The 24395-nt window shown below is 66.1% G+C and carries 24 protein-coding genes and 1 pseudogene; 18 read left to right on the forward strand and 7 right to left on the reverse strand.

Translation table 11 applies throughout. From position 1 onward, the window contains the following. Positions 1–49 precede the first annotated feature (49 nt). Genes ligD through QP166_RS01720 form a run of 4 tightly spaced genes read right to left on the reverse strand, consistent with a single transcriptional unit; the run spans position 50 to position 3948 of the window. Positions 50–2449, reverse strand: a complete 2400-nt coding sequence (gene ligD, locus QP166_RS01705; protein ID WP_333914347.1) for a DNA ligase D — start codon at positions 2447–2449, stop codon at positions 50–52. Positions 2450–2476: 27 nt separating this feature from the next. After that, positions 2477–3346 (reverse strand): non-homologous end joining protein Ku, encoded by an 870-nt coding sequence (gene ku / locus QP166_RS01710; RefSeq protein WP_333914348.1) that lies wholly within the window; start codon positions 3344–3346, stop codon positions 2477–2479. Positions 3347–3406: 60 nt separating this feature from the next. Continuing rightward, a complete protein-coding gene (locus QP166_RS01715; protein WP_333914349.1) occupies positions 3407–3703 on the reverse strand; it encodes a type II toxin-antitoxin system RelE/ParE family toxin in 297 nt (98 codons plus the stop codon). Further along, positions 3700–3948 carry a type II toxin-antitoxin system ParD family antitoxin gene (locus tag QP166_RS01720; protein ID WP_333914350.1) on the reverse strand — a complete coding sequence of 83 codons (249 nt, stop codon included), beginning with the start codon at positions 3946–3948 and terminating at the stop codon, positions 3700–3702. The genes QP166_RS01715 and QP166_RS01720 overlap by 4 nt, the downstream gene beginning before the upstream one ends. A gap of 84 nt (positions 3949–4032) precedes the next feature. On the opposite strand from QP166_RS01720, the gene pdxH reads away from it, so the two are divergent. From pdxH to QP166_RS01735, 3 genes and pseudogenes are all read left to right on the forward strand, one after another. After that, a complete protein-coding gene (pdxH, locus tag QP166_RS01725) occupies positions 4033–4614 on the forward strand; it encodes a pyridoxamine 5'-phosphate oxidase (protein ID WP_333914351.1) in 582 nt (193 codons plus the stop codon). Further along, entirely contained in the window at positions 4611–5558 is a 948-nt protein-coding gene (locus QP166_RS01730) for a cation diffusion facilitator family transporter (RefSeq protein ID WP_333914352.1), read from the forward strand. The genes pdxH and QP166_RS01730 overlap by 4 nt, the downstream gene beginning before the upstream one ends. 14 nt (positions 5559–5572) lie before the next feature. Continuing rightward, a pseudogene (locus QP166_RS01735) lies at positions 5573–6365 on the forward strand (PhzF family phenazine biosynthesis protein). On the opposite strand, the gene QP166_RS18895 reads toward QP166_RS01735, so the two are convergent. Continuing rightward, positions 6337–6846: a JAB domain-containing protein gene (locus QP166_RS18895; RefSeq protein WP_443027178.1), complete on the reverse strand. Its 510-nt coding sequence runs from the start codon at positions 6844–6846 to the stop codon at positions 6337–6339. The pseudogene QP166_RS01735 and the gene QP166_RS18895 overlap by 29 nt on opposite strands. 162 nt (positions 6847–7008) lie before the next feature. Here QP166_RS18895 and QP166_RS01745 point away from each other — a divergent pair, with 162 nt between their 5' ends. Both QP166_RS01745 and QP166_RS01750 read left to right on the forward strand, forming a co-directional pair. Continuing rightward, on the forward strand, positions 7009–8010 hold the full coding sequence (locus QP166_RS01745) for a PEPxxWA-CTERM sorting domain-containing protein (protein WP_333914353.1): 1002 nt from the start codon (positions 7009–7011) through the stop codon (positions 8008–8010). Positions 8011–8092: 82 nt separating this feature from the next. Next, positions 8093–8326: a hypothetical protein gene (locus tag QP166_RS01750; protein WP_333914354.1), complete on the forward strand. Its 234-nt coding sequence runs from the start codon at positions 8093–8095 to the stop codon at positions 8324–8326. A gap of 245 nt (positions 8327–8571) precedes the next feature. Here QP166_RS01750 and radC read toward each other — a convergent pair whose 3' ends face one another. After that, a complete protein-coding gene (gene radC / locus QP166_RS01755) occupies positions 8572–9261 on the reverse strand; it encodes a RadC family protein (RefSeq protein WP_333914355.1) in 690 nt (229 codons plus the stop codon). A gap of 137 nt (positions 9262–9398) precedes the next feature. On the opposite strand from radC, the gene QP166_RS01760 reads away from it, so the two are divergent. From QP166_RS01760 to QP166_RS01820, 13 genes are all read left to right on the forward strand, one after another. Next, a complete protein-coding gene (locus tag QP166_RS01760; protein ID WP_333914356.1) occupies positions 9399–12443 on the forward strand; it encodes an intermembrane phospholipid transport protein YdbH family protein in 3045 nt (1014 codons plus the stop codon). A 23-nt stretch (positions 12444–12466) separates the two neighbouring features. Continuing rightward, positions 12467–12655, forward strand: coding sequence for a YnbE family lipoprotein (locus tag QP166_RS01765; protein WP_333914357.1), 189 nt, complete (start codon positions 12467–12469; stop codon positions 12653–12655). A 9-nt stretch (positions 12656–12664) separates the two neighbouring features. Then, on the forward strand, positions 12665–13036 hold the full coding sequence (locus QP166_RS01770; protein ID WP_333914358.1) for a YdbL family protein: 372 nt from the start codon (positions 12665–12667) through the stop codon (positions 13034–13036). 196 nt (positions 13037–13232) lie between these two features. Continuing rightward, positions 13233–13565, forward strand: a complete 333-nt coding sequence (locus QP166_RS01775; RefSeq protein ID WP_333914359.1) for an AtpZ/AtpI family protein — start codon at positions 13233–13235, stop codon at positions 13563–13565. A gap of 26 nt (positions 13566–13591) precedes the next feature. After that, positions 13592–14380 (forward strand): F0F1 ATP synthase subunit A, encoded by a 789-nt coding sequence (locus QP166_RS01780; RefSeq protein ID WP_333914360.1) that lies wholly within the window; start codon positions 13592–13594, stop codon positions 14378–14380. 40 nt (positions 14381–14420) lie between these two features. Then, positions 14421–14648 (forward strand): F0F1 ATP synthase subunit C, encoded by a 228-nt coding sequence (locus tag QP166_RS01785; RefSeq protein WP_019515901.1) that lies wholly within the window; start codon positions 14421–14423, stop codon positions 14646–14648. A gap of 59 nt (positions 14649–14707) precedes the next feature. Then, positions 14708–15202 carry a F0F1 ATP synthase subunit B family protein gene (locus QP166_RS01790; protein ID WP_333914361.1) on the forward strand — a complete coding sequence of 165 codons (495 nt, stop codon included), beginning with the start codon at positions 14708–14710 and terminating at the stop codon, positions 15200–15202. Next, positions 15195–15812 (forward strand): F0F1 ATP synthase subunit B family protein, encoded by a 618-nt coding sequence (locus tag QP166_RS01795; protein ID WP_333914362.1) that lies wholly within the window; start codon positions 15195–15197, stop codon positions 15810–15812. Before QP166_RS01790 ends, QP166_RS01795 begins: the two co-directional genes overlap by 8 nt. A 249-nt stretch (positions 15813–16061) precedes the next feature. Further along, positions 16062–17867 carry a DUF885 domain-containing protein gene (locus QP166_RS01800; protein ID WP_333914363.1) on the forward strand — a complete coding sequence of 602 codons (1806 nt, stop codon included), beginning with the start codon at positions 16062–16064 and terminating at the stop codon, positions 17865–17867. An 85-nt stretch (positions 17868–17952) separates the two neighbouring features. Beyond that, a complete protein-coding gene (gene uvrC / locus QP166_RS01805) occupies positions 17953–19881 on the forward strand; it encodes an excinuclease ABC subunit UvrC (protein WP_333917227.1) in 1929 nt (642 codons plus the stop codon). A 143-nt stretch (positions 19882–20024) separates the two neighbouring features. Then, positions 20025–20756 carry a DNA repair protein RecO gene (gene recO, locus QP166_RS01810; RefSeq protein ID WP_333914364.1) on the forward strand — a complete coding sequence of 244 codons (732 nt, stop codon included), beginning with the start codon at positions 20025–20027 and terminating at the stop codon, positions 20754–20756. Positions 20757–20785: 29 nt separating this feature from the next. Beyond that, positions 20786–21838 (forward strand): 3-isopropylmalate dehydrogenase, encoded by a 1053-nt coding sequence (gene leuB / locus QP166_RS01815; protein ID WP_333917228.1) that lies wholly within the window; start codon positions 20786–20788, stop codon positions 21836–21838. A gap of 125 nt (positions 21839–21963) precedes the next feature. Then, positions 21964–23058: a glycosyltransferase family 2 protein gene (locus QP166_RS01820; protein ID WP_333914365.1), complete on the forward strand. Its 1095-nt coding sequence runs from the start codon at positions 21964–21966 to the stop codon at positions 23056–23058. A 27-nt stretch (positions 23059–23085) separates the two neighbouring features. Here the strand turns inward: QP166_RS01820 and QP166_RS01825 are convergent, their stop codons facing one another. Continuing rightward, positions 23086–24279: a glycosyltransferase family 39 protein gene (locus QP166_RS01825; protein ID WP_333914366.1), complete on the reverse strand. Its 1194-nt coding sequence runs from the start codon at positions 24277–24279 to the stop codon at positions 23086–23088. Positions 24280–24395: the final 116 nt, after the last annotated feature.

Consider the following 24395-nt stretch of genomic DNA (forward strand, 5'->3'; position numbering starts at 1 on the left):
GGCGCCAAAATCCGCTCCGTCACGACCTTGTTGCGATTGGGTACAGACCCTAAAGGTCGGGCAGCACCTGATCGGCGACGCCCCACTCCTTCAGCGATCGTCCATTGGCGCGCGCGATCAGCGCCTCGGCATCGCCGACGTGCCAATGCGCGGCGCTGTCGAGATCGCGCAGTTCGGTCCACGATACCGGCGCCGCGACCGGCGCACCGGCGCGTGCGCGCGCGGCATAGGGCATGATCGCGGTCGCGCCGCGCTGGTTGCGCAGATAGTCGATGAAGATCCGCCCCTTGCGCTTGGCCTTGCTCATGACGGCCACGAACCGCTCGGGATCGGCATGCGCCAGCGCGCGCGCAAACCGCTCCGCGAAGTCGCGGACCGCCGGCCATTCGGCCTTGGGGGTCAGCGGCACGACGACATGGACGCCCTTGCCCCCCGACAGCAACGGGAAGCTGACCAGCCCCAGTTCGGCGAGTTGCTCTTTCAGGTGTACGGCGGCGCGCTTGGTTTCCTCGAAGCCCAGCCCTTCGTCGGGGTCGAGGTCGAACACCAGCCGGTCTGGTCGTTCAAGCGCATCGATGCGCGATCCCCAGCCGTGGAACTCGATCGTTCCCATCTGCACGCACGCGACCAGACCGTCGGCGTCGTCGACATACAGATAGTTCTCGGTGCTGCCGTCCTTCTCGCGGATCGGCACCTGATGCACGGTATCGCCGAACGATCCGGCGTCGTGCTTCTGGAAGAAGCATTGCCGCGCTCGCCCTTGCGGGCAACGCACCAGGCTGACCGGCCGATGCCCCGCCCATGGCAGCATGATCCCCGCGACCGTCGCATAATAATCGGCGAGCTGCCCCTTGGTGACGTCGCTCTCGGGAAAGATCACGCGATCGCGATTGGTGACCTTGATCTGCGACTCGACCTTCGGCGGCGCTGCCGGCCGCTCGGCGACCACCTCCGCCGCCGGCTTGTCGCCGCGCAACCCGATGAAGCTCGAATGGCGCAGCACGCCGTCGGGCGTCGTCTCGGCGAAGGCGACCTCCGCCACCAGCTCGGGCTTTACCCAATGCGCTCCTTTTACCGCCGCACGCGGTGCCTCGACCGTGGCGGTCTTGCGCGCCAGTTTGTCGAGCCGCGTCCGCAGCTCGTCGATCATCGCGGCGTCGAATCCGGTGCCGACCTTGCCGGCATAGCGCAGCGTGTCGCCGTCATGCACGCCGAGCAGCAACGACCGCAGCCCGCGCGACTTGGTGGAGGGCAGCCAGCCGACGATCACGAACTCTTGCCGCCGGATACACTTGATCTTCAGCCATGCGGACGTCCGCTTCCCGCGATACGGCGCATCGGCGCGTTTGGAGACGACGCCCTCATAGCCTTCGCGGCACATCGTCTCGAACAATTCCTCGCCGGCGCCGACGATATGCTCGGCAAAGCGCAGCCGCTCCTCGCCGCCGCCGACCAGTGCACGCAGCCGCTCCTTGCGCGCGACATTGGGCTGGTCGCGCAGATCCTTGCCATCCACTTCTAGCAGGTCGAACGCAAACAGCGTCATCGCGCCCCCCGCGCCGATCGCATCCTTGAGCGTCGAGAAATCGGGCCTGCCCTGCTTGAACGCGACGATTTCACCATCGATCAGCGCGGTCGTGGCGGGGAGCGCGGCGGCGGCTTCGGCGATGCCGGGGAATTTGTCGCTCCAATCGAGCCCGCTGCGGGTAAAAACCTTCGCCTTGCCGCCCCCGACCGCGATCAACGCGCGATAGCCGTCGTATTTCACCTCATGTATCCACTCCCCGCCGCCCGGAACGTGGTCCACGAGCGTACAGAGCTGTGGCGGCTCGTAGACGGGCGGCTTGCCCGATTTGCGCTTCCGGGCCGGTTTCCCACCCTTGCCGTCGGCGATTTCCTGCATCGTCCGCCCGGTCGCGACACTGGTCAGCGCCGTCTCCACCAGCGTGTCGGTGCCACCCGCCGCGGCATCCTCGATCTTGCGTAACAGCCAGTTTTCGCGGCGTTCTTTGCCGCGCGGGCGCAGCCGGATCAGCAGCCACTCCCCCTTCATCCGCTCGCCATCCAGGACGAAGTGCAGATGGCCCTTGTCGATGTCGGCGGCACTCTTGCCCTTGACCGGCGACCAGGTGCCGCGGTCCCACAACATCACCGTCCCACCACCATATTCACCCGCCGGAATGGTCCCCTCAAACGTCTGATAAGAAAGCGGATGATCCTCGGTCCGCACCGCCAGACGCTTCTCGTTCGGGTCGAGACTCGGGCCGCGGGTGACGGCCCAGCTTTTCAGGACGCCGTTGACTTCCAACCGGAAATCCCAGTGCAATCGCGTCGCATCGTGCTTCTGCACGATGAAGCTGTTGCCTTTCCCGGGCGCGAGCGTCCCGGCCGGCTCGGCGGTCTTCGCGAAATTGCGCTTGGCATTATAGGGGGCGAGCGGGTCGGTCATTTGGCAGCCCCGTCAACGGGATGAAGCTCAAGCACTTTTCTTCGTCTTCGCCGCCGGTTTGCGGGCGGCAGGCTTGCGCGCCGGAGTCTTCTTCTCCGTGGTGCCGCCCTTGCCCTCCATCGACTTTTTGAGCGCCGCCATCAGGTCGACGACATTCGAGCCCGACCGCCCGCCGTCATCGCCCTTGTCCTCGATGATCTTGCGACCCTTCGCCTTGCGCTTGCGCTCGATCAGGTCCTTGAGCGCATCGACATAGCGGTCGTGGAACTCGGCCGGATCGAACGCCGCGGCCTTCTTCTCGATCAGCGCCTCGGCGAGGTCGAGCAATTCGGCGTCCGGCTTGTCGTCGGGAATGTCACGGAAATATCCCTGCGCGCGGTGAACCTCGTCGGCATAGCGCAAGGTTTCGAGGATCATGCCACGCCCGCACGGCTTCAGGCTGACCACATATTCGCGACCGCGCATCGCAAGTTGCCCGAGCCCGACCTTCTTCGTGCGACGCAACGCCTCGCGAAGCACGATGAACGCTTCCTCGGCGAGGTCGTCGGCGGGGACGACGAAATACGGCTTCTCGTAATAGAGCACGTCGATCTCGTGCGCGTCGACGAACTGGGTGAGCTCCAGCGTCTTCTTCGACTCGAGCTTGACCGCGTCGATCTCATCCTGTTCGAGCAGGACATATTCGCCCTTCTCGATCTCGAAGCCCTTCATGATCTCGTCGGTATCGACCGGGCCGACACCGGGCGCGACCTTCTCGTATTTGATCCGCTGCCCGCTCGGTTCGTGGATCTGGTGAAAGGCGACCTGCGCACCGGACTTGGTGGCGGAGTAGATTTCGACGGGGATCGACACCAGCGCCAAACGGATCTGCCCCTGCCAGTATGCGCGCGCCGCCATCGGATAAGCCTCTCGTTGCGAGAGCGATTCAATCATCGGGCGCGGCGGGGGTTCCGGGGCTTAACGTGCATCTAACACAGCGCCGAGATCGCGTGCACCATGGGCGAAGGCGAGTACCTGGATATCGTTCGCGCGAACTTCGTAGAAGATTGCATAATCGTTGTGATTCAAGCGCCGGATTTCGCGAGCGGAATGATGTGGCCATCGTGGGTAGATGCGCGGATAGATCGCGAGGGCTGCACAGGCATCAAGCAATTCATCGATGTAGCCGACTGCGCGGCCCGGATCGTCGCGTGCGATCCACTCGCCGATTGCACCAAGATCGTCCCACGCTCCGGCAGCAATCGCGACCTTCATGCCTGCGGCTTGAAGCGCCGGTGGAAGTCTGCGCGAACCTCGTCGATGGTAAAAACCCGTCCGGCATCGACGTCGGCGAGACCGCGGTCGACCTGCGCCTGAACCATCGCCAGCCACGATTCGCGTTCGTGGACAAGCCGCACCCCTTCCCGCAGCACCTCGCTACGCGAACCATAGCGGCCCTTCTGCACTAGTTCGTCGACATAGCTTTCCAGCCGGTCGCCCAGTTTCACGCTGCTCGCCATGATCCACCTCCACGGTGATAATAATCAATACCGCTATGAACGACAATGATGACCTTTCCAGCCGATCGCGGTAAGAGCGCCGCCATGGCCGACGATCCCTTTTCCTTGTTCGACCGCTGGTACGCCGAGGCGCGCGAGAGTGAGCCGAACGACCCGAATGCGATGGCGCTGGCGACCGCGGATGCGCGCGGCCGGCCGTCGGTGCGGATGGTGCTGTTGAAGGGGCACGGCCCGGACGGCTTCGTCTTCTATACCAACCGCGGCAGCCGCAAGGCCGGCGACCTAGCGGTCAATGCGCAGGCGGCGTTGCTCTTCCACTGGAAATCGCTGCGCCGGCAGATCCGGATCGAGGGCGCGGTGACCCACACCACCGATCAGGAAAGCGACGCCTATTTCGCGACTCGCGGGCGCGACTCGCAACTCGGCGCGTGGGCGTCCGAACAATCGCGCCCGCTCGACGATCGCGCGACCTTCGAGGCGCGTTTCGCCGAGATGACAGCGCGCTTCGACGGACAGCACGTGCCGCGTCCACCCAATTGGGGCGGTTACCGCGTCACGCCCGACCACCTCGAATTCTGGCATGACCGTGCGCACCGGCTGCACGAACGGCGCGTGTTCGCGCCCGATGCGCAGGGTGGCTGGCGCGAAGGATTGCTGTTCCCATGACGCGCGACGAACGCCGCCGGATCATCCCGCTCGCGATGCGCGCCGCGCTGGCGAGCGTGGCGATGGCCTGCACCTTGTTGATCGTGAAGGGCTATGCCGCCTGGCATACCGGATCGATCGCGATGCTGGGCAGCCTTGCGGACACCGGGCTCGACCTGCTCGCCAGCCTCGTCACGCTCTATGGCGTGAAGCTCGCCGCCGAGCCTGCCGACCACGACCATCGCTTCGGCCATGGCAAGGCGGAGGCGCTGGCGGCGCTGTTTCAGGTCGTGCTCATCACCGCTTCGGCGATCGGGATCGCGGTACAGGCGATCCGGCGCTTTTCCGATCCGGTCGCCAATGAAGACGCCGGGCTGGGGATCGGCGTGTCGATCGCGGCGATGGTCGCGACCTTCGCATTGCTCGCTTATCAGCGCAGTATCATCCGCCAGACCGGCTCGATCGCGATCATGGCCGACAATGTCCATTATCAATCGGACATGCTGCTCAACGTCGCGGTGATCGCGGCGTTGGTGCTCGATCAATATGTCGGCATCTCGGGGGCCGATCCGGTGTTCGGCATCGCGATCGCCGCATGGCTGGCATGGGGCGCGTTCCAGGCGTCGAGCCAGGCGATCGACATGCTGATGGACAAGGAATGGTCGGAAGGGCAGCGTGCCGCCTTCATGGAGGTCGCCGCTCGCCAGCCGGGCATCCGCGGCATTCACGACTTCCGTACCCGCCGCGCCGGGAGCCACGACTTCGCGCAATTCCACATGGAGGTCGACGCCAATCTGTCGGTTCGCGCGGCGCATGACATCGTCGAGCGCGTCGAACGCGCGCTCCGCGACACCTTCCCGCGGGTCGAAACGCTGATCCATCTCGATCCGGAAGGGCATGTTGATACCGACAATCCGTTGGTGGAGGCGGACGTCACGCCGCACTGGTTCTCGAAGCGCCTGTAGGAGGCCCGCCAACGATGCGCATCCCGTTCACGCAGGTCGATGCCTTTGCCGACCAGGCGTTCGGCGGCAACCCGGCGGCGGTGATGCCGCTGCCGACCTGGCTCGACGATGAGACGCTGCTGCGGATCGCGCAGGAGAACAACCTGTCGGAGACGGCTTTTCTGGTGCCGGACGACGGTGAGACCGCGGAGTACGAGTTGCGGTGGTTCACACCCGCCGCCGAAATCGCGCTCTGTGGCCACGCGACGCTCGCCGCCGGCCATGTCGTGCTGGCGTCGGACACCGATCGGCCATCGGTGCGGTTCCGTACCCGGCAGTCGGGCGTGTTGCAGGTCACCCGCGACGGCGCGGGATATGCGTTGTCGCTGCCGGCGTTGCGCCCCGCATCGAAGGAACTGCCCGCGATCGTCGCGGCGTTGCGGGTCGAAGCGGTGGAGACCTTGTGGCATGACGGCGGCTATGCGGTCGCGGTCCTCGCGGACGAAGCAGCAGTGCGCGCCTGTGCCCCCGATCAGGTTGCGCTCGCCACGCACGGGCGTTTGCTGGTGATCGTCACCGCCCCCGGCGACACGAGTGATATCGTTAGCCGCGCGTTCACCCCGGCGTTCGGCATTCCCGAAGACCCCGTAACCGGCGGTGCTCACGCCGTCGTCGTGCCATATTGGGCGGAGCGGCTGGGGCGCGACCGTTTCTCTGCCTATCAGGCAAGCGCGCGGGGGGCGGCTCGGCTGCCGCCTCGACGGTGATCGCGTGGTGCTCAGCGGCACCTGCATCACGATCATCGAAGGCACCTTCCTGCTGCCGTGATGGTCAGATCAACCCCTTGGCGCGCAGGCTGACCGTTGAGACCGACGATCAGATGATCGTGGACCGCGATATCGAGCGGCTTGCCCGCCGCGATGATCGCGCGGGTGATGTCGATATCGGCGCGGCTGGGTGACGGATCGCCTGGCGGATGGTTGGCTCCTAAAGCCCGACGCTTGCGCCGCCTTTCGCTGACGCACCCAACGATGCAACCGAGCCGCCGAACGCGATGACCGGTGTGGCCTGCTCGCCGCTGGAGCCGACGTGCGCCATCAGAAAGTTGTTGCTGACGCTGGGGCTTGAGCCGATCGCACAAGCGTAGGGCCGTCGCCGTTGATGATCCTCGCTTCGGTCCTGAGCGTGACTCCCCAACGCCATCCATCATCGCAGTCATGTCGGGGTGAATGAGCATGGTCTTGCCCGCTGCATAGGCGCAATCGTCGCGGTGCTGCCGGACGCTCAAGACAAACGTGTGGAGGATCATGCAACGCATAGTCCCGCGACTACGGAAGGGCGCTGTAAGGACTTCCTGGCGCGATCCTGAAGCTATTCGGAGGCGATCCTGCGCGCAGCCAGCACGTCAAGGTCGATCCGCAAGCCCAGCGTTCGCCTTTACCTCGCGGAGGAGTACCTCGCCCCTATTGGCATGAAGACAGCCGGTTTGTCGCTTTGCCCAAGATACGAGCCGGCCGTCACAGGGAAGACCTTCCTTGACTGGCTTACTGTTGACGATAATACTGCCTATCTCTGGGGGCAAATTATGTTAACTGAATTCTATAAAGCATTGGTTTTTATGACTTCTTTGCTGATAGGATCTCTAATTGCTATCAGTCCTGCCAACGCGGGCGCGACGAGGTACTACGGATTCAACACGTCGGTGCCGGACGATAGCGGGAGGGTGTTCAGTGGTTCATTCGCTGTAAGTAGTGCCGCAAACGTCTACACCTTAAAGGCGTTTAATGGCTCATACGATAACCATCAATATGACTTAAGCAACACCGTGCTCGAGAGGGCTGGAAACGGTATCATCATTGGCGGCTACAATTATGGGGCAGGTGTTCTTAAGCGTGGAACTGATGATTTCTCGCTCGGCTATTTTAATTTTGGCGATACACAATCAAGTTATACCCTATCTAGAAGTTTGATGAATGGCTTCAAGTCCGGAACTTTGAGCCTTATTGAGTTAGAGAATATCACGAAGTATAATTTCAACACTATTGTGAGCGGGGATAAAAACAAGATTTTCTCGGGCTCTTTTTCGGTTCGCGAATTTGGCGGCGCGTATTCGCTTACGTCATTCGATGGATCATACGATGGATTTAGTTACGGCCTATCCAACGTTGTTCTGGAAGCGGCAGGTGATGGAATAATCATAGGAGGGTCAAATTCGGGAGCCAATGCTGTTAAGAGAGGCATCAACGATTTTTCACTTGGATATTTCTCTTTAGACGCGGATGTTGCAAAATACACATTGACAAGAAATGGGTATAATAGCTTCTTTTTCGGAAACGTCGAGTTGAGCAAGGTTGGCGTGGTGCCCGAACCAGCCTCTTGGATGATGATGCTTGCAGGCTTTGGCCTTATCGGTGCGGCCGTTCGCCGGCGCCGCATCACGTCGCAGAGCATCCGGCGCTTCCGCGGCGCCTGACCAACATTGGAAATTAGATCAAGGCAGCGTTCCGGTGGCGTGGACAACGTCTCGCGCTACCGTGAGGCGCTGACAAGACGCATTGTCGTCTCCGCTTTGTCGGCCGCTATTCGAGATTGATCTTGCAAGCGGCCAGCACGTCGAGGCCGCGCCGCGCAGCAATCCGATTTTCGCCGCCGAGCATCATCCGCTCATCGCCGGCGGCAGCAAGAGCACCGCCAAGACAAGGCGCGGCGACGTCGCACTGGCCGCGCTGGATGCCGGGGCCAAGCGGTGCTCTCCGGCAATGTCCACGCCCGTTCGACATGCCCTATGAGCGCAACGGATGGCGGCTGTGGTTGATCGGCGCCGGCACACTGTCGAAGCGAACCCCCAACTTCCCCAACTGCATTCAACGAGATCCGGGTGACGGGGGTCCGCTTCGCAACGCTGAGGCGGACGATTAACCACCAGCCGGCGCACCTGATCAGCTCGGGAGCCGGGGGCGGGACAGTAGGGGCGACCTCACCGCCATCGGTCCTGCTTTCCGCTGGCCCTAGGCGTTTCGAAGAGCAACCGCCCCTATATCAACCCCTTGGCGCGCAGGCTGACCTGTCCATTGAGCCCGACGATCAGATGATCGTGGACCGCGATGTCGAGTGGTTTGCCCGCCGCGATGATCGCGCGGGTGATGTCGATATCGGCGCGGCTGGGTGACGGATCGCCCGACGGATGGTTGTGGACGAGGATCAGCGCCGCCGATCCGAAATCGAGCGCACTCTTGATGACTTCGCGCACGTGCACCGCCGCTTGGTCGATCGTGCCGCGGCTCATCTTCTCGTCCCGCATCAGCATATTGCGGGTATTCAGGTGTAGCACGTGGAACTCTTCGACCATGTTGTGCGCCATATGCGCATGAAGATAGTCGGAGAGCGCCTGCCAATTGGACAAGACAGGCGCCGCCTGCGCGCGGGCGCGCACCAGCCGAATCGCGGTCGCGTGCGCGATCCGGATCGCCGCGACGCTGGTGTCGCCGGCGCCTTTGACTTGCGCCAGAACGGCAGGATCGGCGGAGAAGATCGCCGGCAAACTGCCGAATCTCGCCAGAAACCGCTTGGCGAGCGGCTTAGTATCCTGTCGCGGGATCGCCAGCGCGAGCAGATATTCGAGCAGCTCGTGATCGAGCAGCCCGTCCGGGTCGGCGAGCAATCGCGCGCGCAACCGGGCGCGGTGCCCTTTCGCATCCAGCGCGCGCGTCTCGTCGTGGGCCATGCGTGTCGGAGTAGGTCGGTCCGCCGCGCCGCGCAATTGCGTGGCCCGCGCACGCTGCCCTATGGTGGCGAAACCATGAGCGAGGCAGGCCAGCAACCGACAGGGTGCGCGTGAGCGACGCAGGCCGGCGCATTGCGATGGCAGTATCGGTCCTGGCGCTCGCGGCCGGGGGTGGATTGTGGCTGTCGCGCGTCCCGATCGCGACGCGCGTGATCGACAAGGAACTGGCCGCGAAGGGCGTCCCGGCGCGCTATCATATTTCCAATCTGGGGCTGGGGCGGCAGCGGCTGACCGATGTCGTGATCGGCGATCCGGAGCTACCCGATCTGGTCGCCGATTGGGTCGAGACGCAGACCGACCTGACACTGTCCGGGCCGAAGCTGATCGCGGTGCGCGCCGGGCATGTGCGGCTGGCGGCGCGGCTGCGCGACGGCAAATTGTCGCTGGGCGCGCTCGATCGGCTGATGCCCAAGTCGTCGGGCGGACCGGTGACATTGCCCGCGCTCGACGTCGACGTGGCCGATGCGCGGATCGCGCTCGACTCGGTATATGGCCCGGTGGTCTTGCGGCTGAGTGGACGCGGCCGGCTCAACGATGGCTTTCGTGGACGGCTGGCGGCAACCGCACCGCTTCTCTCGATCGGAGGATGCCGGATCGGCGCGCTCCGGACCGACATGGCGCTGCGCGTGACGGCGACCGCACCGCGTCTTGCCGGACCGGCGCGCGCTGCGGCGGTCGCCTGCGACGGCGTGGCGGCACGGTCACTGGCCGGCGACCTCGACCTCGGCCTGTCGCCGCATTTCGATCGCTGGTTCGGACGGACGCAAGTGACGGCGGCTGGTCTGCAAACCGCGGCGGCGACACTCCGCAACGTCAATCTGGCGACGCGCTTCCGCGGCGATGCCGATCGCACGACCGGGCTGGCGACCGTGATGGTGGACGCCGTGCGGACCGCGACGGCGAGTAGCGGCGCCACCGACTGGCGCGGCCAATGGCGGCTGGCGAACGGTCGCGCGACGCTGGCGGGCCGGCTCGTCGCGCAGCATGTCGCGCTCGCCGCCGCGGAGCAGCGCCGGATCGCGACGCTCGGCGATGGGGCGGTAGGGCTTCCGGTCGCGCCGCTGCTGGCAGGTGCGGCGCGCGATGCGGCGCGCGCGAGCCGCGACATGCAGGTCGCCGCCGAGCTGGCGGTGACGACAGGTGAGCGCACCTTGCTGACGATCGAGCGCGCGACGCTGACCGCGGCAAGTGGCGCGCGCGCCGCGCTCGACGACGGTGCGATAACGATCGGGCACCCGGCCGGAGTGCAGCTCGCCGGGCGGATGACGCTCGGTGGTGGCGGGCTCCCCAGCGCGACGGTGCGCCTCGCGCAGGCGGCGCCCGGCGCGGCGGTCAGCGGAACGGCGGAGATCGCGCCCTACGCCCGCGACGGGGCGGCACTGACGCTGACCCCGGTTCGCTTTACGACCGGCGGGCAGGCCGCGACACGGATCACGACCGATGCGACGCTCAGCGGACCGCTGGCCGGCGGCCGCGTCGAGCGGCTGCGCGTACCGATTGCGGCATTGTGGGACCGGCGCGGGCGGCTGGCCGTCAATCCTGATTGCACGCCGGTCGCTTTCGACCGGCTGGCGGTTTCCAGCCTGATGCTGGTGGACGGCAGGCTGCGGCTCTGCCCGACCGATGCGGCGCTGATCGAGATCGCTGGCGGCCGCGTGCGCGGCGGCGCACGACTGGGCGCGACGCGGCTTGCCGGGACGCTCGGCGGATCGGCCTTCCGGCTCGATACTGGCGGCGCGACGCTGGCGCTTGCGGACCGTCGCTTCGCGCTCGGCGACATCGCCACGTCGATCGGCACGACCCGCATCGCCGCGACGCAGTTGGCGGGCCGGATCACCGCCAGCGGTGCGCAGGGCACGTTCGCGGGTGCCGGCGGGCAGATCGGGACGGTGCCGCTGCTGATGAGCGCGGGCGAGGGCAATTGGCGGTTCGATAGTCGCCGGCTGGCGCTGGACGGTGCGTTGCGCGTCGCCGACACCGCCGCGCCGCCGCGCTTCCAGCCTATGGCGGCGCGGGACATCGCGTTCGTGCTCGACGGCGGGACGATTCGCGCGACCGGCCAATTGGTCGAGCCGACCACGAGCACGCCGGTCGCGACGCTGGCGATCGATCACCGGCTGTCGAGCGGCAGCGGCACGGCGACGCTGACGGTGCCGGGGATCACCTTCGCCAAGGGCTTCCAGCCTGAGCTGTTGACGCGACTGACCTTCGGCGTGATCGCCGACGTCTCGGGGACGATGCGCGGGCAGGGCGAGATCCGCTGGACGCCGGAGGGCGTCGACAGCACCGGCACCTTCTCGACCGACGCGATGAACCTCGCCGCCGCATTCGGCCCGGTGACCGGTCTGGCGGGGACGATCCGCTTCACCGATCTGCTCGGGCTGGTGAGCGCACCCGAGCAGGTCGCGACGGTCACGTCGATCAATCCCGGGATCGCGGTCACCGACGGGCGGATCGTCTACCGATTGCTTCCCGACCTGAAGGTGAAGGTAGAGACGGCACGCTGGCCGTTCGCAGGCGGCGCGCTGACGCTCGATCCGACCTTGCTCGATTTCGGCTCGGACGCCGCACGGCGGATGACCTTCCGGGTCGACGGGATGGATGCAGGCAAGTTCCTGCAACAGTTCGATTTCTCGAACCTCAACGCCACCGGCACCTTCGACGGCGTGCTGCCGATGATCTTCGACGATCAGGGCGGACGGATTGCCGGCGGGCGGCTGACCGCGCGCGAGGCCGGCGGCTCGATCGCATATCTCGGCGAGCTGACGAAGAAGGATCTCGGCGTCTGGGGCAACCTCGCCTTCCAGTCGCTGCGTTCGCTCACCTATCGCAGTCTGGACGTGCAGATGAATGGGCCGCTGGCGGGCGAGATGGTGACCGGGGTGAGCTTCACCGGGATCAAGCAAGGCGAAGGCGCGAAGAGCAACTTCCTGCTGCGCCGCCTGACGCGCCTGCCGATCCGCTTCAACATCACGATCCGCGCGCCCTTCCGCGGGCTGATCGATTCGGCAGCGAGCTTCTACGACCCGCAGCGGCTGGTGAAGCGCAACCTGCAAGCCTTGATCGAAGAGCAGAACCGAAAGACAGGCGTTCAGCCGCCCGCAAGCGAGAACAAGCCATGATGCCGACAGGATTGACGAACGCGATGCGCCCCACGACCTATGCCTTCACGGCGATGCTGACACTGGGAACCGGACTGGGAGGGTGCGTGAATATTTCCGCCCCCGACAAGCCGATCCAGATCAACCTCAACATCAACGTGACGCAGGAAGTGGTGTACCGTCTTGACAATGACGCCAAGTCGCTGATCCAGCAGAACCCGGGGATTTTCTAAGCCATGCGTATGAAGAGCCTTGTCCTGATCGCCGCCCTGGCCGCGGTTGCGGTGCCGGTGGCTGCCTGGGCGCAGCGCGACCCGGCCTATGCCGCCGCACGCGCGGCCGGCGAAGTCGGCGAGCAACCCGACGGCTATCTCGGGGTGGTCGGCAGCGGGTCGGCATCGCTGCGCGCGCTCGTCAGCAACATCAACATCCAGCGCAAGGCCGCGTACACGCAAAAGGCGCAGGCATCGGGCGCGACCGTCGAGCAACTCGCCTTCACGAGCGGCTGCAACCTGATCGCCCAGACCAAGCCGGGCGAGAAATATCGCGCGCCCGATGGGTCGTGGGAGACGCGTGGCGCCGGCGCGCCGCAACGCGACCCACGCTGCGTCTGACGGCAAGGAAAGGCGAAGGGCGGTCCGGTCCCATCCCGTCGCCCCAGCGACGGCAGGGCTTTGCGGAACCGGCAGGTCTTTCGCAACGGTTGACACCCCTTAACCCCCGTCTAACCGGACCGGGCCTTGGCGGGGCTGCTCGCCGCTTGCGCGCACCCTTGTCCCCGGCGAGAAAAACCAGGGTGAGGGTGGCTGCGTGGCGGAGAACGGTTCCGGACGGGATTTCCACGACGCGGACGACCCGCGCCTGACTCAGCTCGATCGTCGACTGGAACAGGCGCGCCGGGACGAAGCGATTCGGCAGGGAACGGTACGTGACGATGCGGATGCAGGGTATTCGCTCGGCAATCGCGTGCTCGCCGCCCTGATCGGAAGTCTCGTCGGATCGGCGCTGATCGGCTGGTGTATCGACCGCTGGATCGGCACCGCGCCGTGGGGACTGATCGTCATGCTGTTCCTCGGAATCGGGGTGGCGTTCAGGCAAATCATTCGGTTGACGAGCAGGCGCCCGGGCGATCCGGGCGCTTGACGTATGTGAGAAACGGGAACCTCGCAGTGGCGGCAGAAGGCGGCAAGATCGATCCGATGCACCAGTTCCTGATCGAGCCCGTGCTCGGTCGGCCCTGGGTGGTGGGCGGCTATGATCTGTCGTTCACCAATTCGGCGTTGTGGATGGTCATCACGCTGGTCGCGTTGTGGCTGTTCATGCTCGGCGGGATGAAGCGCGAGCTGGTCCCCGGTCGTTGGCAGGCGGCGGTGGAGGGCTTCACCGGTTTCGTCCAGAACATGCTGGTCTCGAACGTCGGGCCTGAGGGTAAGCGCTTCGTCCCCTACGTCTTCTCGCTGTTCATGTTCATCCTGTTCGCCAACGTGCTGGGCCTGATGCCGGTCGGCATCGTGCCGGGGTGGCATCCGTTCACGATCACCAGCCACCTGACCGTCACCGGCGTGCTGGCGATCATCAGCTTCTCGATCGTGCTGATCGTCGGCTTCGGCAAGCACGGCTTCCACTTCTTCAGCCTGTTCGTACCGCACGGCACGCCGCTGCCGATGATCCCGCTGATCTTCGTCGTCGAGCTGCTGAGCTTCCTCGTCCGTCCGTTCTCGCTGGGGCTGCGACTGTTCGTCGCGATGACCGCGGGGCACATCCTGCTCAAGGTGCTGGCGGCGTTCGTGATCAACGGCATCAATCTCGGGCCGGGCTATATGGCGATCGTCTCGCTGCCCAGCTTCGTGCTGATGATCGGCATCACGCTGCTGGAGCTGCTGGTCGCGGCGATCCAGGCCTATGTTTTCGCACTGCTGACCAGCGTCTATCTGAACGACGCGGTCAACCTGCACTGAGTTTCCTTTTCCACCACTGAATTTCAACGGGAGTATTATCATGGACGCAAACGCCGCAAAGCTGCTCGGCGCCGGTCTCGCTGCAATCGGCATGGGCATTGCCGCGCTGGGCGTGGGCAACGTGTTCGCCGCGTTCCTCGAAGGCGCGCTGCGCAATCCGGGCGCTGCCGACGGCCAGCAGGGCCGCCTCTTCATCGGCTTCGCCGGTGCCGAGCTTCTGGGCCTGCTCGCTTTCGTGACGATGATCATCCTGGTGTTCGTCGCGTAATCACTCCGACGATATGGCCCCGTCCGCATTGGGCGGGGCTGACCTAGGAAGCGGACACCATGCCCCAAATCAGTCAGATCGCCGCCACCTACGCCTCACAGTTCTTCTGGCTGCTCATCACCTTTGGCATCCTGTATTTCGGGATCGGCAAGATGATGGTGCCCAGGGTTCAGGGCGTGATGGAATTGCGTGAGTCGCAGATCGCACAGGACCTTGCCACCGCCGAGGCGGCTCGGGTCGAGGCCGATCGGACCGAAGCGGCGTGGAATGCCGACATGGATGCCGCGCGTGCGGCGGCGCAGGCCGAGGTCGCCGCTGCCAAGGCGAAGGCTCAGGCTGCCGCCGAGGCGCAGCTGCGCAGCGCCGACGCGGATCTGGCAGAGCGTATCGCGCATCACGACATGGCCATCGGCAATGCCAAGGCGGCGGCGATGGTCAACGTACAGACGATCGCGACCGAAGCCGCGCAGGAGCTGGTGCAGCGCCTGTCGGGCGTCGCAATCCCCACGGACGCCGCCAACGAGGCGGTCCGCAGGCAGCTGAATCATGGCTAATCCCTCTTCGACGCTGGCGCAGGATATCGAGTCGCAGCCGCTCGAGCATCAGGACATGGCGAACGGCAGCGGCATCCATGCCGGTACGAGCGCTGGTGACGGTGAGTCGCACGCCGCGCCGACGGCCTTCGGCCTTAACGATACCGGTTGGGTCGGTGTCGCTGCGCTGGTCGTGTTGATCGGCATGGTCGTATGGAAGGTGCCGGCTGCGATCGGCGCGATGCTCGACAAGCGTATCGGCGAGATCCGCCACCAGCTCGACGAAGCCGCCGCGCTCCGCAAGGAAGCCGAGGCGCTTCGCGACGAATATGCCGCGCGCGCCCGTGGCGCCGAGGCCGATGCCGCCAAGATGCGCGACAATGCGCATCACGAGGCCGCCGAGATCGTCGCCAACGCCAAGCATGACACCGAGGTGCTTATGGAGCGTCGCACGCGCATGGCCGAGGACAAGATCGCGGCCGCAGAACGCGCCGCGATCGCCGAGGTCCGCGCGCGCACCGCCGAGGCGGCGACCGCCGCCGCGGCGTCGCTGATCGCCGAGCGTCACGACGCCGGCGCCGACCGCGCGCTGGTCGATCGCGCGATCTCCGGCGTGGGACGCCTAAATTGATCTGACTGTGTTCGGGATCGACGAGACGGAGCGGGCGCCATCGGCGCCCGTTTTCGTTTTGATCGGTCGAGGTGCGCCATCGCTCTCTGTCGGCAGCCAGAAGGGCGTGGCGTTGACAATAAGCCTTCTTGCGTCATTGCGAGCGTAGCGAAGCAATCCAGGGCAGGGTCAGGACGCCTTGGCTTGCGCCGCTACGCTCGCAATGACGGATTCGGCTGAGCGTCATCTGATCCCGAAGGAAGCCCGACGATGCGTTTCTCGATCACCGCCGCTTTGCTGCTCGCCTCGGTCGCTGCACCCACGATGGCGCAGGCGCCCGCTGCCCCCACCGCCGCACCGACCGGCGCCGACGCGCGGCTCCGTCAGCTCTTCCACGACAGCGACGAGGGCAGCCTGCGCCGCAATCCGGTGCAGGCGCTGTTCCGCGGCGACATGCGCTATGCCGACCAGCTCGGCGACTTCTTCTCCGACGCGCATCTCGCCGCCGAGGAAGCGGCGACGCGCCAGGACCTTGTCACGCTGGCGACGATCGACCGTGCGAAGCTGACCCCGGTCGACCAGATCGCCTATGACGTCTTCAAGCAGCAGTCGGAACTGAACCTGCGCGGCTACGCGCCGGACCTGATCGCGACGCAGATCGTCCGCCCTCTCGACCATTTCTACGGCCTGCACACCTTCTATCCCGAACTGGCGTCGGGGCAGGGCGCGGCACCGTTCAAGACCGTCGCCGACTACGACAACAACCTGAAGCGCAACGCGCAATATGCCGCGCAGATCGACGCCGCGATCGCGCGCTTTCGCCAGGGCATGAAGAGCGGGATCGTCCAGCCCAAGCTGGTGGTCCGCAACATGATCGGCCAGCTCGACAACCTGCTCGCGGGCGGGGTCGAGGCGTCGCCGTTCTACGGTCCGGTCAAGACCTTCCCCGAAGCGATCCCGGCTGCCGACCAGACGCGGCTCCGCGCTGCCTACACGCGCCAGATCACCGAGGTGCTCAACCCGGTACAGCAGCGGCTCCGCGATTTCCTGCAGAACGACTATCTGCCGGTCGCGCGCGACAGTGTCGGGCTGTCGGCGATGCCGGGCGGGGCGAAGCTCTACGATTATCTGATCGAATCGAACACGACGCTGCCGCTCAAGGCCGATGCGGTCCACAAGCTCGGCCTGTCGGAGGTCGCGCGGATCACCCGCGAGATGGAGGCGCAAAAGGCCAAGGTCGGCTTCAAGGGCACGCTGCCCGAGTTCTTCGCCTTCCTGCGTACCGACAAGCGCTTCCAGCCGTCTTCGGCGACCCAGCTCCGCGAAGGCTATGAAGCGATTGGCCGCCGTGTCGATTCGCGCGTGCGTGAGCAATTCTCGCTGGTCCCGAAGACGCGGCTGGAGATCCGTCCGGTCCCGGCGTTCAAGGAGAAGACCGACGCCGGCGGCTCGTACCAGTCGGGCACCCCGGATGGCTCGCGGCCGGGCGTCTTCTATTACAACACCTACGACCTGCCGACGCGCTACATGTGGGAGATGGAGACGCTCTACCTCCACGAAGCGGTGCCGGGACATCATTTTCAGATCAGCCTCGCGCAGGAAAACGACGCGCTGCCCGCGTTCATGCGCTTCGGCGGCAACACCGCCTATGTCGAGGGTTGGGCGCTGTACTCCGAGACCTTGTGGCCGCAGCTCGGGATGGAGACCGATCCGTATCAGCGAATGGGCGGGCTCAACGACGAGATGCTGCGCGCGATGCGGCTAGTGGTCGATACGGGCATCCATGCCAAGGGTTGGACGCGCGATCAGGCGATCGAATACATGCTCGCCAACTCGCCGATGTCGCGCACCGACGCGACCGCGGAGATCGAGCGCTATATCGCGATTCCGGGGCAGGCGCTGGCGTACAAGATCGGGCAGCTGACGATCTCGCGCGTGAAGGCGGATGCGCAGAAGAAGCTCGGCGCGCGCTTCGACCCACGCAAGTTCCATGCGCAGGTGCTCGATACCGGCGCACTCCCGATGCCGGTGCTGGAGAAGAAGATCGCCGACTGGGTCAAGGCCGGGGGCAAGTAAGCTCGCCTGACGCTGCTTCCTTCCGCGATCCGGGGCGACGGTGTGTGGACCCACAACCGTTGCCCCATCCCGCCGCACTACCTAGATCGCGGGGGATGACAGGCAGCTACGGCCCCCCGACCGCTTCAACGAGGAAAAGGCCACTTACGCGATCCGCGGCGCCGACGCGCCCGATCTGGAAGGCGGGGTGGCGGCGATCCGCAACGTGCTCAAGACGCTGCCGCTCAAGCCCGGCGTCTACCGGATGCACGATGCCAAGGGCGACGTGCTGTACGTCGGCAAGGCGCGCGCGCTGAAGAACCGCGTCGGCAATTACGTGCAGGTCGACCGGCTGTCCAAGCGGCTGCAGCGGATGGTCGCGCAGACGCGCTCGATGACGATCGTCACGACGAACAACGAGGCTGAGGCACTGCTGCTCGAGGCGCAGCTCATCAAGCGCTACCGCCCCGCGTACAACGTGCTGCTGCGCGACGATAAGTCGTTCCCGTTCATCCTGCTGCGCGCCGACCATCAGTTTCCGCGCATCCAGAAGCACCGCGGCGCGCGCCGCGCCAAGGGGGATTATTACGGCCCGTTCGCCAGCGCCGGCAGCGTCAACAACACGCTCAACGCGCTCCAGAAACTGTTCCTGCTCCGGTCGTGCACCGACGGCTTCTTCAAGACCCGCGACCGTCCGTGCCTGCTGTACCAGATCAAGCGTTGCTCGGCGCCGTGCGTCGGGCGGATCGACGAGGCGGCCTATGCCGAGCTGGTCGGCGATTCCAAGAAGTTCCTCGCCGGCAAGGCCACCGACGTGCAGGCCAAGCTCGGCGCCCAGATGGAGGCCGCCGCCGCCAATATGGACTTCGAACTGGCCGCGATCCTGCGCGACCGGCTGAAGGCGCTGACCTTCATCCAGGGCACGCAGTTCATCAATGCCGAAGGGGTCGGCGACGCCGATATCTTCGCATTGGCGTGCCATGAAGGGCTGATCGGGATCGAGGCGTTCTTCATTCGCGGCGGGCAGAATTGGGGCCATCGCAGCTTCTTCCCCGCGCACACCGCCGATGTGCCGGAGGACGAGGTGCTGACGCAATTCATGGCGCAATTCTACGAGGAAGTGCCGCCCGCCCGGATGATCCTGATCGACCGCGTGCTGCCCGATGCCGAGGTGCTGATCGAGGCGCTCTCCGAGCAGGCCGGGCGCAAGGTCGAGATGACGGTTCCGCAACGCGGGGTGCGCAAGCGCCTGCTCGATCAGGCGACGCGGAACGCCAAGGAAGCGCTGGAGCGCCGCCTCGCCGAGAGCACCACGCAGGCGCGGCTGCATCGCGAGCTGGCGGAGCTGTTCGAGTTGGGCGACCCGCCCGACCGGATCGAAGTCTACGACAACAGCCATATCCAAGGCACCAACGCGCTCGGCGCGATGGTCGTCGCCGGGCCGGAGGGGTTCCGCAAGGGGCAGTATCGCAAGTTCAACATCAAAGAGGCGGCGACCGACGACGATTACGCGATGATGCGCGAGGTGCTGACGCGCCGGTTCGCACGCGCGCTGGAGGAGGATCCCGATCGCGACGGCGAGACCTGGCCCGACCTGGTGCTGCTCGACGGTGGGCACGGGCAGCTCAACGCCGCCAAGGCGGTGCTTGAGGATCTCGGCATCGAGGATGTCTGTCTGGTCGGCGTGGCGAAGGGACCGCATCACGGCCGCGAGGGCCGCGAGGTCTTCCACCTCATGGACGGGCGCGAACTGACGCTGCCGGTCAATGCGCCGTTGCTCTTCTATCTCCAGCGCTTGCGCGACGAGGTACACCGCTTCGCGATCGGCGCGCACCGGGCGAAGCGTGCGAAAGCGATCGGCGCAAGCCCGCTCGACGAGGTGCCGGGGATCGGACCCGCGCGCAAGAAGGCGCTGCTGATGCACTTCGGTACCGGACGTGCGGTGCGGAATGCGTCGCTGGAGGATTTGCGCAAGGCGCCGGGGGTGAGTGCGGCGGTGGCGCAGCAGGTGTACGACTTCTACCATGCGCGGTGAGGGGTGATGGGGTGGGTGGCCTCCCCACTCCGTTCGTCATTCCCGCGGAGGCGGGAATCCAGACGCGCAGGTGCATCGACAGAAGCGCAACCGTCGGAGGTTCTGGATTCCCGCCTGCCCGGGAATGACGGACGGGCATTGCCGTGCACCTGACAGCCGACGCCATCCTGCTTTCCGTTCGCGCACACGGCGAGCATGGCGCGGTGGCGCGAGCGTTGACGCGCGACGATGGCGTTCGCCCCGGCTACGTCCGCGGCGGTCACGCGCGCGGGCTGCGTCCCGTCCTACAGCCCGGCAATCTGATCCGCGGCGAATGGCGCGCGCGCACCGAGGAACAACTCGCCGCGCTCACCTGCGAGCTGATCCACAGCCGCGCGGCGCTCCACGAATCGGCGCTCCCCGCGGCGGGGCTCGACTGGCTGACCGCGCTGACCGCGTCGGCGCTGCCCGAGGCGCAGCCCTATCCCTACCTCTACGACGCGCTCGGCGGCGCACTCGACGCGATCGAGGCCGCACCCAGCGCGCGTGGCTGGGCGGCGGCGATGGCGCGCTACGAATTGCTTTTGCTCGCCGAACTGGGCTTCGGGCTCGACCTGACGACGTGCATCGCGACCGGCGACACTGACGACCTCACCTTCGTCAGCCCGAAGAGCGGTGCGGCGGTGTCGCGCGGCGCGGCGGCGGGCTATGAGGCGCGGCTGTTCCCACTGCCGGCCTTCCTGCGTGACGGGGGTGCCGCTGACGGCGCGCAGGTGCTGGAGGCGCTGGCGATCACCGGCCATTTCCTTGCGCGCGACGTGCTGCTCGAACGTCGCCGTGATCCGTTGCCGGCGCGCGCGCGGCTGGTCGAGCGATTGAAGAGGGCGGTTGCGTGAGCGCGCTCTCCGCGCCATGCGGTGCGGCCATGACACACGGCAAGCTCATCGCAATCCTGCCCGGCGACGGGATCGGCCCCGAAGTGACCGCCGAGGCGCGGCGCGTGCTCGACGCGCTCGATCTCGGGCTGGTGTTCGAGGAAGCGCCGGTCGGCGGCGCGGGCTATCGCGCCAGCGGCCATCCGCTGCCCGAGGCGACGCTGGCGCTCGCCAAGCGCGCCGATGCGGTGCTGTTCGGCGCGGTCGGTGATCCGGAATTCGACTCGCTCGAACGCGCATTGCGCCCCGAACAGGCGATCCTTGGGCTGCGCAAGAACCTGACGACCTTCGCCAATCTGCGTCCGGCCAAGATGTTCGCCGGGTTGGAGGACGCCTCGACGCTCAAGCCCGAGGTGGCGAATGCGATCGATCTGGTCATCGTCCGCGAGCTGAACGGCGACGTTTATTTCGGCGCCAAGGGACGCGGCACCACCGACGCCGGACTGCGCGAGGGTCATGACCTGATGCGCTACGACGAGAGCGAAGTCCGCCGCATCGCGCATGTCGGGTTCCAGACCGCGGCGAAGCGGCGCGGCAAGCTGTGTTCGGTCGACAAGGCCAACGTGCTCGAAACCTCGCAATTGTGGCGCGACGTGGTGATCGAGGTCGCGGCGGAATATCCGCAGATCGAATTGACGCACATGTATGTCGACAATGCCGCGATGCAGCTCGTCCGCAATCCGGGCGCGTTCGACACGATCGTGACCGGCAATCTGTTCGGCGACATCCTTTCGGATCAGGCGAGCATGTGCGTCGGATCGATCGGGATGCTGCCCTCGGCATCGCTCGATGCGCGCGGCAAGGGGTTGTACGAGCCGATCCACGGTTCCGCGCCCGACATCGCTGGGCAAGGCAAGGCCAATCCGTGCGCGGCTATCCTGTCGGCGGCGATGATGCTCCGCCACTCGCTAGGCGCTGGCGAGGTGGCGGACCGGATCGAGGCGGCCGTCTCGGCCGCGCTGGCGACCGGCGCGCGCACCCCCGATCTGGGCGGCACCGCGACGCCGCGTTCGATGGGCGATGCGGTGCTGGCGGCGCTCTGATTTCTTTCACCACCCCGGCGGACGCCAGGGCCCAGTTGGGAATGCCGTGTTGGTTGAACGCTGCGTCCTGCCACGAACGGTCTCCAACTGGCTCCCGGCGTTCGCCGGGGTGGTGGGTAAAACTAATGCTCGACCTCGCGGTCGTCGTCCCGACCTTCAACGAGCGCGATAATGTCGCCACGGTGGTGGCGCGGCTGGCGGCGGCGCTCGACGGCCTCGACTGGGAAGTGCTGTTCGTCGACGACGACAGCCCCGACGGCACCGCGCAGGCGGTGCGTGACCTCGCGTTGCACGATCCACGCGTCCGCGTCATCCAGCGGATCGGCCGCCGCGGGCTGTCGAGTGCATGTATCGATGGGATGTGCGCCACCGCCGCGCCGGTGGTGGCGGTCATGGACGGCGACCTTCAGCACGACGAGACGCTGCTGCCGCGCATGGTCGCCGCGCTACGCGACGACCCGACGCTCGACCTCGCGATCGGCTCGCGCTTCGTCGCGGGCGGCGGGACTGGCGAGTGGGACCGCGACCGCGTCGCAAAGTCCGCGCTGGCGACCCGCATCGCCGCACGGGTGGTGCGGACCGAATTGAGCGATCCGATGAGTGGCTTCTTCGCGATCCGCACCCATGTGTTGCGCGGGCTGGTCCCGCATCTGGGCGGGATCGGCTTCAAGATCCTGCTCGACATCATCGGTGCCTCGCGGCGCCCGTTGCGCTTCGTCGAATTGCCCTATGTCTTTCGCACCCGCGCGGTCGGCGAGAGCAAGCTCGATCACGTCGTGGCGATGGAATATCTGATCGCGCTCTACGACCGAAGAGTGGGGCGCATCGTGCCGGTGCGCTTTGCGATGTTCTCGATGATCGGCGCGCTCGGGGCGGGGGTGCATATGAGCGTGCTGTCGCTGCTCTATGTCGTCGCGGGATCGACGTTCCTGACCGGGCAGATCGTCGCGACCTTCGCGGCGATGACCTTCAACTTCTTCCTCAACAACGCGCTGACCTATCGCGACCGACGCCTGCGCGGTGCGCGCGCGTTGCTCGACGGGTGGGTGGCGTTCTGCCTCGTCTGCTCGGTCGGGGCGGTGGCGAACGTCGGGGCGGCGGCGTTCCTCCACGACGTGCGGCAGGGGGCATGGGCGGCGTCGGCGCTGCTCGGCGTGCTGGTCGGGGCGGTCTGGAATTACGCGCTGTCGTCGCGGTTCACCTGGGGACGGTATCGATAGCGCCATCGCCCCGGACGTCGTCCGGGATCAAACCCAGCTATTGAACCATGTGAACCGATGGAACGCCGCCGGGTTGGCGAGAGCTTGCGCGCTGAGCACCGGCAGGAAATACAGCCAGAGCGCGAAGACCAGCAACAGGAACAGCTCGACCCACCGCCCGATCACCGCGCGATGGTGATCGATCGCCACTGCCAGCACGACGCACAGCAGCACGCTCGACGGATAGTAGTAATAATAGAAGCCGAGCGACTTCGGGATGATCGCGAAGATCGCCACCGAGAAGGTCCACAGCGCCGCCGGGGCGAGCAGCCGCGCCGCGCCGGTCCGCACCCACGCCTGATAGCAGGCGATCACCGCGACCAGCCCGCCCCACATCACCGCCGGATTGCCGAGCAACAGGATGCCACGTTGCGCGCCGTCGACGGGTTCGTAGAGATACCAGATCGGGCGGATCAGGAACGGCCATGTCCACCATGCCGACTGATAGGTGTGCGGCGGCAGCTTCTGCGTCTGACGCAGGTACATATCCCATTGAAAATGCGGCAGCGTATGCAGCGTCAGCGCGTCATTGGCGTAGAAGAAGGCGGGCGCGAAGGTCAGGAAATAGGTAATGACCGACAGGCCGCCGAGCAGCGCCAGCGCCGGGACGGTGCCAAGCCCTGGCCAGCGCTGCGGCCGTTCGCGGCGCATCAGCACGAAGGTGATCGCGGCTGCGGCCACATAGGGCGCGGCGGTCCATTTGCAGGCGGTGGCCAGCCCCATCAGCACGCTGCCCGCGCTCCAGCGTACGACGCTGCCGTCGCGGATCGCGGAACTGAGCAGCACGATGCCCCAGAGCAGGAACGCGACCATGAAGGTGTCCAGCATCGCGATCCGCGCCTGGATATAGATCGTGAAGCCGAGCAGCGCGAAGACGGTAGCGAGCAGCGCCGGTCGGACACGCTGCGTCAGCAAATGGGTCAGCGCGGAGACGCCCGCGACCGTCGCGGCGCCCGCCAGCGTCGAGGCGATGCGCCATCCGAACGGCACGTCGCCGAACAGATGGATGCCCGCCGCGATCAACTCCTTGGCCAGCAACGGATGTTCGATATTGGTCGGCCCCGACAGCGCGAGCAGCGCACGCGCGGCGGGGAGGTAGTGGACCTCGTCGAACACCGGCTTGGCCGGCACCGACAGGCGGAAGACGAACATCAGCCAGCTGAACACGGCGATGCCGAGCATGAGCAGTCGCGGCGTTCCCTGCTGTCGTCCCACCCTCGTCACCGCCGCAAATCCTCCGCCACGCCCCGCGTCCGCTTGCGACAGGCACGCGGCGGCGACAAGCCCGATGGTGACGG

The sequence above is a fragment of the Sphingomonas sp. LR60 genome (assembly GCF_036855935.1).
In the GTDB taxonomy this organism is placed as follows: domain Bacteria; phylum Pseudomonadota; class Alphaproteobacteria; order Sphingomonadales; family Sphingomonadaceae; genus Sphingomonas.